The 19,166-nt window shown below is 38.0% G+C and carries 15 protein-coding genes and 1 pseudogene; 3 read left to right on the top strand and 13 right to left on the bottom strand.

The genetic code is table 11. From position 1 onward, the window contains the following. Window positions 1–11: 11 nt before the first annotated feature. The 5 genes from SHAL_RS06660 to SHAL_RS23605 form a co-directional block, all read right to left on the bottom strand. Complete coding sequence (locus SHAL_RS06660) at window positions 12–2,969, bottom strand: DUF6701 domain-containing protein (RefSeq protein WP_223296248.1); 2,958 nt, start codon at window positions 2,967–2,969, stop codon at window positions 12–14. A gap of 155 nt (window positions 2,970–3,124) precedes the next feature. Then, on the bottom strand, window positions 3,125–4,678 hold the full coding sequence (locus SHAL_RS06655; RefSeq protein ID WP_190273625.1) for a methyl-accepting chemotaxis protein: 1,554 nt from the start codon (window positions 4,676–4,678) through the stop codon (window positions 3,125–3,127). Window positions 4,679–4,853: 175 nt separating this feature from the next. Further along, the gene (locus SHAL_RS06650) at window positions 4,854–5,303 is read right to left on the bottom strand and encodes a hypothetical protein (protein ID WP_041415879.1); all 450 of its coding nucleotides are present in this window, start codon (window positions 5,301–5,303) and stop codon (window positions 4,854–4,856) included. Then, window positions 5,287–6,870: a GGDEF domain-containing protein gene (locus tag SHAL_RS06645; RefSeq protein ID WP_012276402.1), complete on the bottom strand. Its 1,584-nt coding sequence runs from the start codon at window positions 6,868–6,870 to the stop codon at window positions 5,287–5,289. Before SHAL_RS06645 ends, SHAL_RS06650 begins: the two co-directional genes overlap by 17 nt. Before the next feature lie 171 nt (window positions 6,871–7,041). Beyond that, a complete protein-coding gene (locus SHAL_RS23605; RefSeq protein WP_012276401.1) occupies window positions 7,042–7,611 on the bottom strand; it encodes a prepilin-type N-terminal cleavage/methylation domain-containing protein in 570 nt (189 codons plus the stop codon). A gap of 1,009 nt (window positions 7,612–8,620) precedes the next feature. Here SHAL_RS23605 and SHAL_RS06635 point away from each other — a divergent pair. Continuing rightward, entirely contained in the window at window positions 8,621–9,520 is a 900-nt protein-coding gene (locus tag SHAL_RS06635; RefSeq protein ID WP_012276400.1) for a LysR substrate-binding domain-containing protein, read from the top strand. Window positions 9,521–9,644: 124 nt separating this feature from the next. Here SHAL_RS06635 and SHAL_RS22530 read toward each other — a convergent pair. The 3 genes and pseudogenes from SHAL_RS22530 to SHAL_RS06610 form a co-directional block, all read right to left on the bottom strand. After that, window positions 9,645–10,685: pseudogene (locus tag SHAL_RS22530) on the bottom strand (IS481 family transposase). A gap of 560 nt (window positions 10,686–11,245) precedes the next feature. After that, window positions 11,246–11,683, bottom strand: coding sequence for a DUF417 family protein (locus SHAL_RS06615; protein ID WP_012276398.1), 438 nt, complete (start codon window positions 11,681–11,683; stop codon window positions 11,246–11,248). Window positions 11,684–11,701: 18 nt separating this feature from the next. Then, the gene (locus tag SHAL_RS06610; protein ID WP_012276397.1) at window positions 11,702–12,235 is read right to left on the bottom strand and encodes a carboxymuconolactone decarboxylase family protein; all 534 of its coding nucleotides are present in this window, start codon (window positions 12,233–12,235) and stop codon (window positions 11,702–11,704) included. 101 nt (window positions 12,236–12,336) lie between these two features. On the opposite strand from SHAL_RS06610, the gene SHAL_RS06605 reads away from it, so the two are divergent. Beyond that, a complete protein-coding gene (locus SHAL_RS06605) occupies window positions 12,337–13,149 on the top strand; it encodes an AraC family transcriptional regulator (protein WP_012276396.1) in 813 nt (270 codons plus the stop codon). A gap of 73 nt (window positions 13,150–13,222) precedes the next feature. On the opposite strand, the gene SHAL_RS06600 is transcribed toward SHAL_RS06605, so the two are convergent. The 4 genes from SHAL_RS06600 to nfsA form a co-directional block, all read right to left on the bottom strand. Next, on the bottom strand, window positions 13,223–13,564 hold the full coding sequence (locus SHAL_RS06600) for a zinc ribbon domain-containing protein YjdM (RefSeq protein ID WP_012276395.1): 342 nt from the start codon (window positions 13,562–13,564) through the stop codon (window positions 13,223–13,225). Between the two features lie 803 nt (window positions 13,565–14,367). After that, complete coding sequence (locus SHAL_RS06595) at window positions 14,368–15,177, bottom strand: helix-turn-helix domain-containing protein (RefSeq protein WP_012276394.1); 810 nt, start codon at window positions 15,175–15,177, stop codon at window positions 14,368–14,370. 45 nt (window positions 15,178–15,222) lie between these two features. Further along, window positions 15,223–15,750: a YbhB/YbcL family Raf kinase inhibitor-like protein gene (locus SHAL_RS06590; RefSeq protein ID WP_012276393.1), complete on the bottom strand. Its 528-nt coding sequence runs from the start codon at window positions 15,748–15,750 to the stop codon at window positions 15,223–15,225. A 201-nt stretch (window positions 15,751–15,951) separates the two neighbouring features. Continuing rightward, entirely contained in the window at window positions 15,952–16,674 is a 723-nt protein-coding gene (nfsA, locus tag SHAL_RS06585; protein ID WP_012276392.1) for an oxygen-insensitive NADPH nitroreductase, read from the bottom strand. A gap of 304 nt (window positions 16,675–16,978) precedes the next feature. On the opposite strand from nfsA, the gene SHAL_RS06580 reads away from it, so the two are divergent. Continuing rightward, window positions 16,979–17,539: a CBS domain-containing protein gene (locus SHAL_RS06580; protein ID WP_012276391.1), complete on the top strand. Its 561-nt coding sequence runs from the start codon at window positions 16,979–16,981 to the stop codon at window positions 17,537–17,539. Between the two features lie 119 nt (window positions 17,540–17,658). Here SHAL_RS06580 and SHAL_RS06575 read toward each other — a convergent pair whose 3' ends face one another. Next, entirely contained in the window at window positions 17,659–19,164 is a 1,506-nt protein-coding gene (locus SHAL_RS06575) for an EAL domain-containing protein (protein ID WP_223296247.1), read from the bottom strand. Window positions 19,165–19,166: the final 2 nt, after the last annotated feature.

Below are 19,166 nucleotides of genomic sequence, written 5' to 3'. Positions count from 1 at the left end.
CATCAAACACCTTAATAAACTTCTCGCCAAGAAATAATCCTGTCATGGCCACGATAAGTGCCAAAATGAGCAGTGCCACGAGGATCTTGTAAATCACCAACGGCATTATAATTCCAATAAAACTTTAGCCATTTACTCACATGTTGCTGTAAGATTACCTCACCACCCGTATTAGGCGCAGGGAAATAGATTAAACTCTTGCCTAGCCCGATGTAACCAAATTGACCTCCCTCTACTGGCTGAGTGAACCCCTGTACAGCTTCCAAACCTGGCTCAGGTTTAAGGTATAAACCTGCATCAGCAGACTCTGTCGCACTGGTAGTATCGAACACAGAACAGTTATCTTCTGAATTGGTGAGCCACTCGCCGCTAGCCCCAACATATTGGGTTCCGACCTCCAGACGCAGCTCTTCCGACGATGGGCCATAAGCATTTTGCATCACAAACCGCCCGTAACGCAGCGCAAAAACATCGCCTTTAGCGATATCGTCAAAGGTAAAGCCAATACAGGCTGCATCGGCGCTGTCTTGATAACAAATACCATCCTTATCTGTCACATCAGCCTTTGATAGTTCTAAGTCAAACTGACCATTAAAGGGAGTCGCCAGCGATGCAGTGCGGCCGTAATGCAGCTGTGCACCGCTTAGGTAAGCCCGTTGCACACTATTAGTCCCATTAACCAGATAGTATTCCACAGTGCCGGAAATTGGGGACTCATCCACAATCAGCAAGGCTGCGCCATCCGCTGAGGTTGCGCCAGAAGTATCACTATAGCTGCGTTCTAGCCACTGCTTGCCATGATAACGCCACCAATCACCAACTTGGTAGTTGTTGGTGATTGCCCCGCTCTTGCTCTTACCTATGATAGACAGGGTTGGTTCTTCACCGGTAGAGAAACCGAACGGCTGATCCATATAGGTAAAGCTGCCACACTGCGCCGCAGGATGAGAAGTGTTAGCCGTCACGGTTAAGTAATATGGAGAAAAGCGCCCAAAGATCTCGCTACTTGAGTGGGTTTCAGGGATCGAGGCTCCTAGGTAATTCAGCTCACCATCGAGTGCAACACTCATAGCCCCCACTTCAAAGTATGTCTGATCCGTCAGTCTTAGCGGTGCACTGTTAGCCTTAGTGAAGCTCAAACTGGTTAGCCCTAGCCCACCAAGACTGCCATCTTTAATATCTCCATTCGAGACTAATGGCGCTTGTAGTACAGGTTTAATTTTTAAATCTGTTAATTGGAAGTTTTTAAGTGGCACTCGATCTTTATAAGCCGTGCCGTCATCGACACCACAAACCGCCTTTACGTTCATCTTAAAATCAGCGCCTGCCTTGGCAAACAGCTCGCAACTTGCCCCCGTACAGCCATCACGCCCAGAATCATTAAAGAAATGGAAGCCATCGGCTTTAGCCACAAATTGATCACTATGTTCGAGTATCAAGGTTTCACTGGTGCTACCATCGGTAGAGCTAATCGTTTCAGTCAAGATTGCCGCAAGCTCCACCTTACCCGCTTCAGGGTAGTTCACATTGAGCAGCGCTTTACCATTGGCATCGAAGTGAACTTGAAGCACCTCACTTGAGCCGCCATCGATCACTTTACTGGCATTAGGTGTATTGAGACTATTGATGGTTAACTTGGCAGCCTCGTTGATCCCCGCGGCATCTGGCGTAATATAGTTAAACACCATCGAAATAGGCTTAGTTTTATTAGCAAATAACGGTACACATTGCTGGGTAACTTGATCTTTCTTAACCGCAAATAACTCAAAGTTGTTGGAGTTTTTACAAGCCGTTGAATCATCAATATCAAAATAGATGCCGCTATCTTCAAAGTTGAGCTGACATTGAGCATTGGTGACGAGTCTACCATCGATATAACAACTGTAGTCTGCACTAGGTACGGTCACCCCCAAGCCTAGGGTAACCAGGCCACCTTGTGGGTGCCAAACCTCAGTACTAGTACTACCCGTAAACGTCTCTTCGCTGTAATTTGCACCGTTTTTCGTCAGGGTAACAAAGGCTGATTCTGTTAGCTGTGAGCTACAATTATCATTTGCACAAGCCTGCACAGAAATAAATTTCGAAGTACAGCTTAATGCTCCAGAATTAAAACTGATTCTAAAGTGACTTTTTTGTATTTGTTTTTTTTGATTAATAACACTATTACCATTCATTCTTAAGTAACGACTAGTTACACGTCCTTCTATGAAGCTTGAACCATTGAGGTAAACATGTTTATCACTATAAAGCTTACCCTTTACGTAAGAATCACCATTAACATTAATATCATCATATCCGAGCAATATAAAATTATCGATTTCAGATTCATTGACTTTAGCATCTGTAATATTTACTTTAGACTTAACAAAAATACGCACATCACCAAGAGCTACAATATTAGCTCCTCTATTTAAAGTAAGACTCTCAAAATAGTAGTCTCCAGAAGACAAAACAATTTTCGCCCCGCCACCCATTTCAACATCTTTGACTCTATACTCGCTATGATTTGATGAAAAAGTAACTACACATGGACTATAAAGTGTAACTCTACTAAACTCGGTCTGTTCATTTAAACCTAAGATAACATTTTGCCCACTCGAACATGAGTGAATTTGACCATCACTTACCGAACTGTATTTAAATTCATTTTCACCAGTTAAATCGATACCTTTAATATCAACTCCAGTTACAGAACAGGTTCTATAACCTTCTAAAGAGGTATCACAGCCATTACTTGGCAATCCGTGGCCTATATTGTTACTGCAAAACATTAGATCTTTATCCAAAGTTCCGTAAATCTTTGAAGAACCATTTTGTTCAAATTGAAATGAATCAATACCATCGCATGAATACTTACTATTGCCATGATGCCCTTGGACTACAGATGGAAAATACGTTACATCATTAACAAGTTCAAACGCAATCACTTTATCGGTAAGTATCAATAACAATAGTAAATAGTAACGCATTACCTTAACCACAGAATGACCTCATGATAAATAAAGTAGAAAACAATAAGACTTCAAAACTTCAGAATTAAACAGTTAACATTAAACAATAACTTTATAGTACACTGTCGACAGTTGTGAATTAACCTCTAGCTATTTCAATACTAACAGCGTTATCAGCAATTAAACTTTTCAACATTCTTTTTAATAACTTCTATTAACCCAGACAGTTCTAATGTTATAGCACTACTTTTCTCTGCTCCTACTGAAGTTTCATTTGATATATCATTTATTCTATTTACATTGATATCAATTTCACGAGTAACAACTGTTTGTTCCTCAGTTGCAGAGGCAATCTGAATATTCATCGCATTAATTTGCTCTACACTTTCACTAATTCTTTCCAATGCTATACCAGCCATTCTTGCTTTATCTGCTGTTTCTTTTGCTAGATTAAAACTTGTAGTCATATTGCTAACTGAATCGTTACTAAAGTCATGCAACTCTGTTACTACGGCCTTAATTACTTCTGTGGATTGCTGAGTTCGGTTTGCTAATGTCCTGACCTCGTCAGCCACTACAGCAAAGCCCCTACCTGCTTCTCCCGCCCTTGCAGCTTCAATAGCTGCATTTAAAGCAAGTAAATTTGTTTGTTCCGAAATACTACCAATAACTTCTAATACTGACCCGATTTTATCTATTCTAATCGAAAGTTCAGTAATAAGTTCACTTGTCTTTGTAATTCCAATATTTAAATCACAAATCATTGATATAGTATCTTCAACAACAACCTTTCCTTCAGTCACTGATAATCCAGCAATAATTGAAGAATCAGCAGCTTGAGCTGTACTATTAGCAACCTCTTGTACTGTACAAGTAAATTCATGCATAGCCGTTGCAAGCATTTGAATTTGATCTTGCTGAGTAATTACATTTTGTTTTGTTGTCATAGTTACTAAAGAACTCTCTTCAGCGGTTTCATTAAGATGAATAGCATTCCTATTGATGTCCAAAATTATTTTTTGAAAAGATTCAACTACCATATTTATATTATTTGAAATCTCTGTAAACTCATCTTCTCCCTTAAGTATCACTCTTTGAGTCAAATCTCCTTTAGTAACATTATTTGTTACTACATAGATCCCTTCCAATGCACTGTTTACTCGCCCAGTAATTAATCTTGATAGGCTATAGATCAATACAATCCCAATAAAAAAACTGAACAAAACAACATAGACACTATTCCAAATACGTTGTTCAGTCATATTGTACAAATACTCTGAATCTTTTAAAATTGATGAGTGGAATGACTTTGCTATTCCCGTAACAATTTCAGACTCCATATTAATATATTTGATTAACAACTCATTTGCAGCATAATAATCACCTCCAATAATTTCATTCACAGCTAGTTTAAATCCACTTTCATTCAACTTATGAAGATTAGTCATTAGATCATTAATCATTCCAGACTGCACATCACTTAGGTTGTTATTTTTCAAGAGCTCAACCAAATCATCGATTCGATTCAAAGAATCTGAAATTAAATCTAAATGGCTTGATATTGGGTGGTCATGTAATGATGAGAACACATTTGCTGGATCATGTTGAAATGATAACAACAATGAACTTCTAGCAACACCAATTAACTCTATGACTTCACTAGATATGTTGATACTTTTTATATTCACATCATACAGGAGCTGAATACTTTCAGCTGATTTTTTCATACTGTACACTGAAAAAATACCTACTGTAGTTAAAGTGAATAATGACAAAAAAACCATTAACCTCAATTTAAACTTGACACTCTGCATTAAATTTACCTTTAATAAACATTGACCATGTAAAACTCATAAAAAACGAATTAGAATAAACTTTTAACAAACGTCATATATAAGTATATTAGTTAACTGTACCAAGCTTATTTTCAAGTTCAGACCATTCCTTTGGATTAATAACCGGTTCTCCGGGATGCCAATTTGCTGGGCATAAAACCCCTTTCTTATCAATGATAGTTATCGCGTTTAAACTTCTAATGATTTCGCTAAACATAAATGATAAACTTTTATCATAATATGATAAATGCTGAACAACCCTTTTCGAATTAGTAATACATACATAATTAAAATCTGTCGGTTTCTCCTGATTAAAAATAGCAAAGGGATGCGTAAGCAAGTGTTTATACTTGGTTAAAATGATAACGTTGGCATCCATATACTTAAAATGCTCTAATGAGGAATAAATTTCTTCTATTATAATATTCATATCAATCGGATTAAGTCTGTCAATATTCATTACAATTAAATAATTTTCTGAAATATGTTCAAAGTAGACCTTAGATAAGACATTCATTTTGTTTTCTTCTCCTTTTCATTTTCTGCATTACTCCTGACGCTAAAGATATTGTATTTAATAAACTTGTATTTACTATGCTCGTTCCAAATGAAAATTGAATGCTACCTTTCAAAAAAACATTTATCATATGCAACCTTTTAGTTATAGCATTAACATCTTCTGTATCATGGAAGATTATGAATTCGTCTCCACCATATCGAACAATCAAATCACTTGACCTTACATGTTCTTTTAATGCAGCAGAAAATCTCAAAATCATCTCATCAGCATAGTCATACCCATGTTTATCATTTAACCGCTTTAAATTATCTAAATCTATAAACGTAACACTTTTTGCCCATGTATACTTACTGAAATCATGCCGAGTAAAAAAACCAGTTAAATAATCAATATTAATTGGTTCTACACCCTTAGTTATGATAGATATCATCTGCGAGTTATCATCTGAAATATTGATTCTATAAACATCAAAATGTTCGCCATCAAATACTTCGCTAACTTGAGACTGTATCTTTTTAGAGTTTAAAAAATATTTATCTGAATCAACACAGTTTGCATAATTTGAATTCAAATTCAAAACTTCCCGCTGACTAAGTTCAAATTTATCGGTACCAAGCATCACTCTATTCGATTTATTATGATATAAGATATCACCACAACTATTTTTCAATAAAAACAATGCATCCATTGAATCAATTTTCATTAATACTTCAGAAAACGCACCTTTTTCAGCATGTGACAATAGATTTATTATCTCATGATCACTATCATCACTATCATCACTATCATCACTATCATCACTATCATCACTAATTATATCGAGATATAGATTACGCCAAAAAAATGCCTTTTTACTTTGATTTCCTATTTGGAGTAATTGTAATGAAATTTCTTTAACCGACATACCAATATCTCTTTCAGGATAACCATAATAATATCCTTGTCTTAGTAAAGTTTTCTTTAAATAAATTTCAATAGCATTTACTACCTGATGCTGTTTCTTTGTCTCAATACCCTCAATAACAATATTTGAATCTGGAAAACTATTCGTTATTGAGTTTAAAACTCCAATTAAGATAGAAAAAGAGAAGTAGCTATGACTTATATTTCGAATAAAGCAAGCATCAACTTTAACAAATTCAAATTCAAAATTTATTAACCGTTCTATATTGGAAAAATTTGCTCCGAAGTCATCAAGAGCAAATTTTGCACCTTGATGACGGAGAACATACATGTTTTCCTTGATAGTTTCTACATCACAACTTTTTATTTCAGACTCAATTAGTTCAAAATATACCCAAGAAAAAACATCTTTCATTTTAAGCAAGTGTTCTACAAAAAGACTATTAAGTAACGACTCAGGGTGAATATTAACAAACAACAATACCTCTTTATCTTTATTTTCCAAAACAGTTCTAACGATACATTCGTAATCAAATAATGATTTATTTACAATTGTTGTTATGTGCTCAGAAATGTTCTCCACTCCATTCTTTCTTAGCAGAACTTCATATGAGAAGATTTCATCTTTATAATAAACTGGTTGATAAACATTATAATACATCTAGAACACACCTTCCTATTTAATCTATAAACTGCCTATATCTATTCAAAATAAGAATGATTTTTATTGTTTCAGGAAAATAAACTTACCATCAGGAATGTATTTACTCTTAAACACGATAAAGTAACAAAGCCCTATGACAACTATGACATTGCATTTGAACACACAGGACTAACAATCTTCGATTTCCAATACAACTTCACTTCTGTTAGTTGAATTATGTGTATGCCCATATGGCCTATAATGTATCTTGCATTTGTATCCGTCTATATCTGTATAACCACCGTCAATCGAGGGGAAGATCCAAAAACCATTTGTCGTAGCGACTCCATCATAATCATCTTCATAATTTAACTTTCCGTTATATGGCCCACCCACGTCATTATTTACATCAATATTCATAATAGTCCACAACTGATTTATCGAATCTCTATACGGATTAAATACTGGGTATTTATCACTTTTTGTATAAGCTATTTCAATCCCATTAATCACAATACAATTTAAAGTGTTTTGCAAATTTGCTGAACATCGTGTTAAATTAGACCTAGGCAAATCAACTTTAACGGAGAACATATCAAATGCACTTTCTATAGAACCTTTAGTCGCTTTTAACGTAGCAATCTTCGCATCACGATGTAAATTAATAAACCTTGGTATGACTATAACCGATAGCACTCCTAAAATAACTAAAACTACTACTAATTCAATTAAGCTAAACCCAAACGTTTTTTTAGTCATTTTTTAATATCCACTTTCAAAATAGCTATGTTATATACCTTATCAACTCAACAGATGGATAAATTTCATTTCTATAAATATCCACATTAGATATTTTATATCTAGGCCTCATAGCTTAAAAGAAACTCTTTCCTTAGTTTAGCAAAAAATCTCAATGTCCTACTGATGAACAAAACACTATTAGCTACAACTGAGAATGTTTATCTCTGTTTCTGCTCATCCATCTTTGTTCCTATGTCTTAGTTAATTCAATACCATCTCCAGCATTGCCTTAGGCTCTCCAAGTAGGAGAGTTCAGTATTATGCAACTAGTCTGCCCCCTCTCTAGCTCTAACCAATATAATAAATAGTGGTACAACTATAAATCGAAGCCCTGAGTTCTGTGCCTTTACGGTAGCACCTGCAATTTAACCACTCTTCGCCAAACTACCTTTAATAGTTTATTTTCTGTTTCTACTTTCATATCTAATGAACCTGAATTGTCTTGTAGAACTCGAAGCTAGTTGCGGTATGTCCACCTTCACTTCTTGCAGCAGAAAAGTCCCCTCCTAATACCAGCTAACTCCATCTGCACTATCTTCTGCCAGATTTTAACTAAACATAGGCTCATTGACATTGTGGCCTCTTTCATCATTTCTAACAATACTGTCCTACACACCCAATTATTTCATCAATAAATTAAAACAAGAAAATAGAATAATCAAATATAATCAGTCTCGCAGCACTTACTACTTTAGTAGTATTTATTTTTGGAATATAATAAATGAAAACCAAGTTAATAATGAGATCTAAACAACACTTATTACATTTAAACAAATAATTATCACACATGAAATCAAATAAAGTAAACTGACAAACGAAAGATTTAGATTAAGTGTGTTGTTAGTTTAGTTATTTTAATCGTATAAAAATAACTAAACCGGCAGAGCAATTACATTGACTAATAAATGTAAACTGACAACTTAGTTTAACTAGACTGAAAGTTTGTATATTTAAAAGGAACAAATAAATGAGAATACTTCCACCAATAAAATCCATTATTTACTTTGAATCAGTTGCACGTTTTCAAAGTTTTAAATTGGCTGCTGCTGAACAAAATGTGACACCGGGAGCTGTAAGCCATCAAATAAACAAACTAGAAGAGTTTATTGGAAAACCTCTATTCATTAGAGGAAATAGACAAATACAATTATCGAGCTATGGTATTAGATATTACTCTCGGATCTCTATAATCCTCAAGAATATCGAGGAGGCAACCATTGATCTTGGAATTGAAGGGAAAAGACCACAGATTAGAATCGCTGTACCACCATCTTTACTTAAGAACTGGTTGTTACCAGTATTAATGAATGACGCTAAATCGAACATCAATAGTAACATCGAATTTATTGACACGTTAGACTTTTTAGAGTTATCTAAATCAGACTTAGATCTGGCGATTAGATACGGTTATGATACATGGGAAAATATGTACTCGGTTCATTTGTTTGATGAGACCATGATCCCTGTTTGTCATCCTGACTATCTCAAAGACAAAGGCCAACACTTTGATCAAGAAACTATCGATAAAAGTACACTTATCTATACCAATAATCGGCTAGTGCAATGGGATATTGTATTGCAAAGACTAAATTTATTAAGTAACAATTTCACACAACAAAAAATTACCTTTCAGAACTCAATCCAATCTATTGAAGCTGCAAAGCAAGGTGGCGGGATTGCCTATGTTAATAGCATATTAGTACAGAAAGAGTTGAATAATGGACGGTTAATTCAACCTTTCGATATAGAGATCCCAGAACATAAACCTCCCTCTTATTACTTAGTTACAACTTATGAAAAGATGCAGCAAGAATTTACTGCTAAAATGTACTATACCATATTGAAACACTGTAAACAGAGCGTTTAAACTAGTTCTGTTACAATGTACTTACGTTAAAAGAATAATAAAACCAACTAGTTAATCATAGTTATATGTGTAGTAGCTCAGACTTTATCTGACAGTTACCCGTTTTTTGAAGGTATCTGTCAGCTTAGATTTGAGCTAAGTTTTTATCCGCCCAAACCTGTTTCCCATCGAGTAATGTTTCAAGTGGTGTTCGACCACAGCATATTTTCCCTTGATGGGTTCGATCATTGTTGTAGTAATTCATCCATTCGTTCAGATCTTTCTGCAAGCCTTCTAGACTGTCATACAGCTTTTTACGGAAGGTCACCTGATAAAACTCATTCAAGATTGTTTTATGGAACCGTTCGCAAATACCGTTAGTTTGCGGTGACATTGCCTTATTTTTTGTATGATCGATATCATTTATTACTAGGTACAACTGATAATCATGCTGCTCACTCGGCCACAGTATTCCGTCCCCCTATCTGTCAGTATTCGTAGCATAGGAAGCTCGTGTTGTTCGAAATAAGGTAGAACTTTATCGTTGAGCATATCTGCCGCGGTGATCGGTGTTTTCGTCGTATAGAGCTTAGCAAACGCCACCTTGCTATAGCTATCTACGAAGGTCTATTGGTAACAACAGACCCACTCCTTTTAGGTTACCAACATAAAAAGTATCTTGAGACCCAAGATAGTCTGGGTGGTGGGTTTCTATCTCACCGCAGGCTTCATCATCATGCTTCTTATTTTCAAGAGCGGCAACTTGAGCACCAGACAAAATTATCCTTTCGCGAGTGACTTTTTCTTCTAACGCTTTAAGTCGCTTTTTAAAGTTCTCTAAATTGTAACGAAGCCAGATTTAACGAACGCCACTGCCTGAAACAAAAACACCTAACTTGCGTAGCTCATTACTGGTTCGGTGTTGGCCGTGTGCGGGGAAGTCTATAGCGTATTGAATCACCGATTGTTCAGTTGCTTCGTCGACTCTATTTTTAAGGTTTGGTGTTCTTCGGGTCTTTTCGATTAACGCATCTATCCCACCGTCCTCAACAAGCTCCTGATAACGGTAAAATGTATCTCTTGATACGCCCATAACTTTACAAGCTCTAGAAACATTACCGAGCTCTTCGGCTAGATTAAGCAAACCAGCTTTGTGTTTAATGATTGGATTGTTAGTATGCAACATGAGAGTTACCTTTTTTGTTTTGATTAAAGATTAGACACCTTCTATCAAAACGGGTAACTCTCAACTAATCAAGTTGATATGTCAGATCTAGTCGGGATCTAATACATTATATGGTTAACTAGATAGCAAAATAACTTAGTTAACGCAAACACGGTTCGCCCACTCTGTTTAGCTATTTATAATGCTTTATCAGCTAGAGTAAGTGTATTTTTGATGTCTTTCGTATGTTTAAATGAGGGGGTAACCGATTCTGTGCTACTACTATTTAGTTACCGTCTCGTTAATATGTTTCACAAGTCTGTCTTCAAACTAAACCTTAATTCTTCACATGAATTCTTAGCTTCCTCATTTCCGGTTGAAGCCTTTAAAATATAAATTCTCCCCCCCCCCCCCCCGATTCTCGATAAAATGAACTCATCTAAGACTTTGTAGTGGTGCAGTGAATTTGGCCACCTGATTAGAGGTGATATCATCACTTCTATAATTAACAGTCAACATATTCTCATGTAAGAAAACGCTCACTAATGTGAGCGCTTCTACAAATAATCTTCCTAATAGCTCTAAGGTTTACTAGCTTGAATTAAGTGCCTACTCCTCTCGACACTAAGCCAAGCAACGCCTAAAAAGACAACATCTTTAAATATAAAAAACTCAGTAACAGGGACACCATCAACTATTTTCCAAACTCCTGATAAAGTAAAAAGAAAGCTCAGTGTAGTAATGAAGATAACTATTGCAGCTAGGCCGCTCCAATAACCCACTTTTGGTTTCCAGATACCAACAACCATTCCTATAGCAACTATAATCTCAGTAATACCAATTAGATTTGATACACTTTGTACGCTAAAAATACTGAACATCCAATTCATTAACGGATGACTTTCAACCAACGGTCTAATTGCTTCTGCTTCAGTTGGAGTAAACTTAAATACGCCAATCCATAATAACGTCAATACAACACCTACTAGACTTACCAAGTAACCTTTTTCTTGCTGCATAAATAACTCCTTTCAATATCAAACAGTAAGACTAACTAACGGGAAATCAATATCTGTTTGCGCTAAGTGGTTTGCATAATTGGTAAATATATTAGCCGTCACTAGGGCTAGCACTTCAAAGATCAACTCGCTATCAACTCCATTTTTATTAGCTATATCTAATTGTTCTGTAGTGAGTTCACCGCGCTGCTCAACCAAATCTACGGCTAAGGTAATCAGTGCTTGATCCAGCGCATTATCAGCCTTACCTTCTCTTGCTTCCTTAATATTTTTCTCACCTAACCCTGTACTACCAGCAATAAGGCTATGAGCAGATAAGCAGTACTGACACTGGTTTACCTGAGCTATAGCCAAAGCTATTAACTCTCGTTGTTTCGTACTTAAACGTCCTTTGGATAAAGCATCACTAAATGTAAGATACGCATTAAGCACCGTTGGTGAGTGACCAACTGTCGCGTAAAGGTTAGGTACCATTCCTAACTTACTTTTAATTGCAGATAGCGTCGTCGCAACATCACCTTGTGGGTTTGAAACTGGAAGAATACGGCTCATGCTGAGCTCCTTTGATTAAGTGAATTTACGTTATTGATATTGACACTCTCAACAATACGATTTATCACTATTAATCTAGATATACATACTCAGAGTCTCAAATGGATACCTTATCCGCATTAATATCTCACGCAGAACCAAAAGCGAACTTATTCTTCTCAGGTAATTTATGTGGAAGTTCTTCAAGTGCAGAGCACCCTACTGGTGGAGTACTACACTTAGTTCGCACAGGTGAAATGGCTCTATTCGAAGAGCATGGCTTAACATATAAAATCAACGAGCCAACACTCATCATTTATCCCAAAGGAAAAGCTCATCGTCTTCAGCCCCAAACTCTAGAAGGTTGCGATGTAGTATGTGCTAACTTAAGCTTTAAAGATTCGCCACTATACCGAGCTCTACCCGATGCTATCGTTCTCCCTCTTTCCGAGTTAGATAGTCTATCCAATACAATAAATATGTTATTTGACGAAGCTTTTACCTCACGTTTTGCTCAAGCAGCTATCATCTCAACACTACTTGATCTGCTGTTGTTACTGGTGCTCCGTCATTTAGTTGAAAACAAAATATGTCAAGAGGGAGTCTTATCAGCGTTATCTGAACCTAAACTTTCCAAAGCTATTGAACTGATCCATAAACAGCTAGATTATCCATGGACGATTGAGGAGTTAGCTAACCAAGTTGGTATGTCACGTGCTAGATTTGCGGCGCTATTTCATCACGTAATAGGACAGCCACCACTTAACTACGTCACCGAGTCACGGCTACTGTTAGCCAAAAAGTTACTGCTGAAGGGAGCTCCCATCAAATCGGTATGCTTAGAGGTGGGGTATAGCGGGAGTGTTGCATTTTCGCGTGCATTTCAACGTCAATTCGGTATAACTCCGCGAAGCTGGCATAAGGAACACAGCTAAGCAGCCACAAAAAAACCTGCACTAGGCAGGTTTTCTTTTACATCAAAACGCTTCTAACTGCTTGGCAGTTCGATTAGTTCTGTTTTCTTACAAACTTAGACTTAAGCATCATCTGGCCGTGACCATCAACTTTGCAATCGATATCGTGGTCAGCATCTACGAAACGCTTGATAACTGCTTTAGTACCCACTTTAAGAACTAGTGATGAACCTTTTACCTTAAGGTCTTTGATTAGCGTCACTTTGTCTTCTTCAGCTAATAGGTTACCCACTGCATCTTTTAAGATGATTGCATCTGGATCAACGATAACTTCGTTCGGATTCCATTCATGAGCACATTCTGGGCAAACTAGATTTGAGCCGTCTTCGTATACATATTCAGACTCACATTTTGGGCATGGTGGAATTGCGCTCATGGTATATTCTCTTTAATAAGTAATCTACTGAGCCATACTTGATACGCCACTTGTAAAAATGACTATCAATATGACTCGCATTTCAAAGACATATTATAATCAATATTTTGAATATCAGCTAGGTTCAAACCGCCATCCTGTGAGCACACTTCAATTTGCAATTTATCCGATATGATCAAGGTATCAGTTTCATCCACCTCGGATTGGCTTAAGCACACAAGTTAATTACAAATGATACGCTTAGTTTAAGTTCAGCTACCCTCAGTTTGCTCATTTAACAAATGTGCACAAAAATAGCTGCGAGGCTTTATCGCAACGCTCGAGTTAAAAAGCACATCAGATCGTGCCTAATACCAATCGTATAAACGATAGGAAAGTATTTAAGTGAGAGAGAAACCTTTTCAAGGCTGCGTCACTATCTACCTAGATGGGGCAATAAAAAAGCTCGCTAAAAAGCGAGCCTCAGAGATGAGTGAAAAGCGCGTCGGGGTAGCTAACTGTCACACAGGGTTATGCTATATCCCTCGTTGACCGCGCTGTAAGCCCAGAAACTTACGCGGTTGCTGCTCTTAGAGCCATGACCTTTTGCCTACACAGCCGCTAGCTTATACCTACTAACACTTACACATCCACTAGCCGACTTTTCTACTTACTACTTACAAAGGCTGTCACTGTCTAAAATACGCTTTTCATTATTCAGTATAGTCGATATTCATACTAGCACTAGAGTTGTGAGCTATATTTATGGCTAAATAAAGCCCATTTTGAATGGGGTGAAATTAGGTCATTGTTTTAATGGATTTTCAGCCAGTGATCGTTTTCATATATTGTTTCAATGAAATTCCAAACTGACTTTTGAAACGTTGGCTAAATCGAGCTTCAGATTGATAACCACAGCGGATTGCTAACTCTAATTGTGAGAGTGGCACACCATTACGAGCGCTTAAGGACTGCACGATACCGATAGCATGCAGCATCCTCACCCCTGCGAGGATCACTCTAAATGAGCTTCCTTCTTTGTTTAACCGCCGTATTAAGGTTGCTTGGCTCATGGCGAAGTGAGAGCAAGTCAGCTCAATCGTATGGCTGGCGGATGGGTCAGCCGACAAGTAACGGCTCACCTTTTCCCTTAGTGTAAGTACATCACTCTCAAAAAGTTTTGATAACACTCCTAACTCATTGAGATGCAGATAGAAGGCATCTAGATAGCATTGCTGCACTGCTGGGCTTAATCTTTGTTCTGACATAGCGACAAGTTGTGTAAACGCAAAGTTAAGACTATCACTCACGGTTAGAGTCGGTGGCGAAAGCAGCGGTGTTGAGGTGGTTTCAGGTTTAGCCATCTGCTTTAAAACCCTTTCAGATGGCTGCGATAAAAATGAGAGCTGAACTGACTGAAACCTGTTCTGATAAGGCTCATTAACAAAGGTAAGCTCCTGAGCGGAAGAGGCAAGTAGCCAATGGTTACGGTCGAATGTTAGCGTTTCCCCCTGCCAAAGCAGAGTTTTCACTCCAGATGTCACCGCAATAATACTCGGCGTATACACAGGTACATTCCGTAAAGGCTGTGATTTCTGACCATAGAAACGGTCAATCTGAACCAATGATGCCAATCTTACTCTCCTCTAACGATCATATTTAGCTAAATACTTTAATGACTAACGTACATAAGTGGCAGTCAATACCGCCTTATCTAGTGCCATTTTATTGAGGGTGAATCCCACTACTGCTGGAGAAATATCCGTTGGCAGATCAATTTTAGCCTCAGGAAGTGCCCAAATAGTAAATTGGTAGCGATGCATTCCATCCCCCTCTGGCGGACAGACTCCACCATAACCCGGCTTACCGTAATCGGTTCTGGTTTCGTGTCCCACTTTTAACTTTCCTGAAGCGCCTTGAGCTAACGATGTGGTTGTTGCAGGAATATTGAGTACGGTCCAATGCCACCAGCCACTTCCAGTTGGTGCATCGGGGTCAAATGCGGTAATCGCAAAACTTTCAGTCCCTTTAGGCACATCACTCCAACTCAACTGAGGCGAAAGGTTACCACCGCTGCAGCCCATACCATTGTACTCAAACTTTGACGACATCAACTGCCCCTCATTGATATCTGTACTCGTTAACTCTAAAGCGTAACTATGAGCAGAGAAGGCAATTAAGGCGATAGATAAAGTAAGACGTTTCATTTTGTTATCCTAGATTCCATAGTGAATATGCATCTAGTTTAGCCAAAATACAGGCCAAAAATTCACACCAGCAATCATTAACCGCTAAAAGACAAGTTTATATAATAGTTTCTGTAACAAAACTATTCAGTCTCACCAAAGTAGCACAACCTAATATTAATGTGCTTATCAAAGCCTAATCCTTTGACTCCTGTAAGTGACTTACTTAAGGCTGAACCCTTGTCCCTCAATATAACCTTGCATAAAGGGTCTAGATTCCTTATTTAAGGTCGCCGTAATTTGCTCTGACCAAGATGTCTGCCTGTTGTTACGGCTTCTGCTGGCATAATACATTTTTATATGCTGATCGTACTGCTCAAGTTCTTGCTTATCGAGGTTTTGATAGCGTTCTTGATGCACCACGATACTCAATGGCAAACGAGGTTTAACTTCGGGGAGTTTGGCACTATAACCTAAGCACATACCAAATAACGGTAGTACATGCTTTGGTAAGCCAAGCAGCTCGGTAACTTGCTGCGGGTTATTACGGATCCCGCCAATATAGACGCCGCCTAAACCAAGAGATTCTGCGGCGAGCAACGCATTTTGCCCCATGATCCCAGTATCAATCGCCCCAATCAGGGTCTGTTCGGTAAATCCGAGTTGAGCATCAGGGTGGATCTGTTGATGGCGATTAAAGTCAGCACAAAACACCAGAAACTCAGAAGCAGACTCCACATAGGTTTGCCCTCCAGCAAGCTCCGCTAGCTTGGCCCTTACATCTGGCAAGCTGACTCTAATAATACTGCAACATTGCATGAAACTTGAGCTTGATGCGGCATTGGCACAACGCAGAATCAACTCTAATTTTTCATCTTCAATTTTTTGCTCGGTAAAATGCCTGATCGAACGGTGCTGTAAAATAGCCTCTATAGTTGAATTCATACTCTATTCACTTCCTTTTGCAAAAAAATTTAACTTAATGCTCAAACTTTACACAAACAATAGACAAGCTAAAACTAGTTAAAATTCAAAAACAAATAGAAAAAGTCGACACAGGAGTGTGAAACCCGAGACAAAAACAATCAGAGCAAGCATCTAAATTATAATAAATCGCTCAAAAGCTTAACTAAAATTAAATGTAATTCATACTTATTGACCTGCCTACGCATCAGGACTAGCTTATAAATATGGAACCAAGATCACATTCTGTCATCTCGTTCAGCCATTACATTCATGGGGTATTCTAATGAGAAATCTTGAATTATTTAGCACAGCTTCTATCGACCATCTTATGTGGTCAACCAGCGGATATGCCGCCAAGCTAGACTCGTCTGCCCTATCCATCTTTACTGATTTTGATCACTCTCAGCCTATGGCGGTGGATTCATCGACTGGCGCAGTAGATACTGCCGACATCATGGAAAAAACTCATGCTTTTATGCGCCTTGTTGTCGATAAAGGTAATCGATTTCTTGGGGTTGTAACTAAGTACGAGCTATCCGATAGCAAAATGATAAAGTTAGCGAACCAACGTTCAAGCAATATCAAAGACTTACAAGTCACCGATGTGATGGTTCCGCGTGAAGCTTTAATGGCGTTAGACTACCATCAAGTCTCGACAGCTAAAGTCAGTGATATTGTCCGCGCCCTGCAAGAAAATGGCCTACACCATATCCTGGTTATCGACCATGAGTTGCACCATATCCGCGGGCTAATCTCGGCCAACGACGTAGCAAGAAAGCTCAATGTTCCCATTGATATCCAGCAGCCACCATCATTTATGCAAATTTTCAAGGCAACAAAGTGATCCTGCACCATCTTCAAAAACTGACACTTTCTTATCTTTAGCCACGCTACGATGCAGGAATAAAAAACAAATGCCTTAGCACGATTGTACTAAGGTTTTTTGTATAGAGGGGAGATAAATCACTTTAGGTAAGCACTAAGCTCCTTAACTGGTAATGCCCTTGAATAAAGCCAGCCCTGATGTAAGTTAACCCCGAGTGTTCTCAATATCTCTGCCTGCTCTTGGGTTTCTACGCCCTCTGCGATGACCTTAATATTCAACTCTTTCGCAATCGCAATATATGACTCGATTAGAGAAAGCTTGCTTTGTGGAGTCCCTAAGTGGCCAACAAATTGTTGATCGATTTTAAGGTAGTCAAAGTCCAAGTTTTGTAGACATAAGCTCCCGCCATAACCAGTACCGACATCATCGAGCTTAATCTTACAACCTAATTCTTGGCAGAGTTGAATGAACTGTTTAAGCTGCTGCCAATTACTAATCGGAACCCGCTCGGTTAACTCAAAACTCAAGTACTCAACGGGGTAGCCTTGTTCCACTAGATCATTTAAAAACAGTAGCATCTGCCCCTGCTCTATTTCCATTGCACTGACATTAATACTGCACCAGCGAATAACATTCGCATCCAGCAACTCTCTAAGCTCTGTTAGCGCTGTTTTAACAACCCAACGAGTAACCTCTGGCATAATAGGATCTCGTTCTAGTGACCCAATGAAGTCGCAGGTACTCCGAGTGGTTCCATCTCGACACGACCACCTTAATAGTGCCTCAACACCGAAGCAGTCTAAGTTTTCAGTATCGACAACAGGTTGATAAGATAAATAAAAATCCTTTTTATTCAGTGCAGTAGTAAACAATCTATGCCAGTAATATTGCCTTATTACTCCTTTTAACAGCTGCCATCCAACAAAGAGCATACTAAAAAAAGCAATGACAGCGATAAAGTAGCCAAACCACAGTAACGCCTTTGTATATAAATTAAGAGAGAATCGATATGTTAGCCCGGTAATTTCAGAGCTGTATTTCAAAGTCCCCCAATATAGATCACTGCTTTTAATTTCGAATAGTTCATATTGATTATCAAGCTGGATACTAAACATACCGCAATCTGAGCAATTATCTAACTTATCCTCGATATAAGGTAAGAGATCTATTGCGATAAACAACTGATACTGCTCAGTGTGTCGTCCCACATAGATAGGTTTCTTTGCATTAAGGTTACGACTATCCACCTCTTGATAAATGTGTAGTCCATTTTCCATAGAACCAATCACATTATAATATTGTGGCTGTGGTAACTGAGAAATGCCAAGCGCCGAACAGACAAGCTGCCCACCAGTAAACCTAACCCAAACAATAACTTGGTTATCCGAAGTTAACAGCTGACCTTTAAGTACATCAACAACCTCTTGCGAACAGGTATCAACAGTTAAGCCTTGTAGCTCCTGCTCGATAGCCACTAAGCTCCGATTAGCACTCTCTAGGCGCTGACTGTAAAAGCTATCAAAGTCATTAACCCTAGTTTCGAGCCTTGTGTAGATCTCATACAGAGTAAAAATGTAAGAGATCACGGCACACAACATTAAGGCAGCAGCAACCAGCCAAGGGAGATTCTTTGTATTCAACACAC

Origin of the sequence: Shewanella halifaxensis HAW-EB4, from assembly GCF_000019185.1 — a bacterium.
In the GTDB taxonomy this organism is placed as follows: Bacteria; Pseudomonadota; Gammaproteobacteria; order Enterobacterales; family Shewanellaceae; genus Shewanella; species Shewanella halifaxensis.
This window is presented reverse-complemented; position numbering and strand designations above follow the sequence as displayed.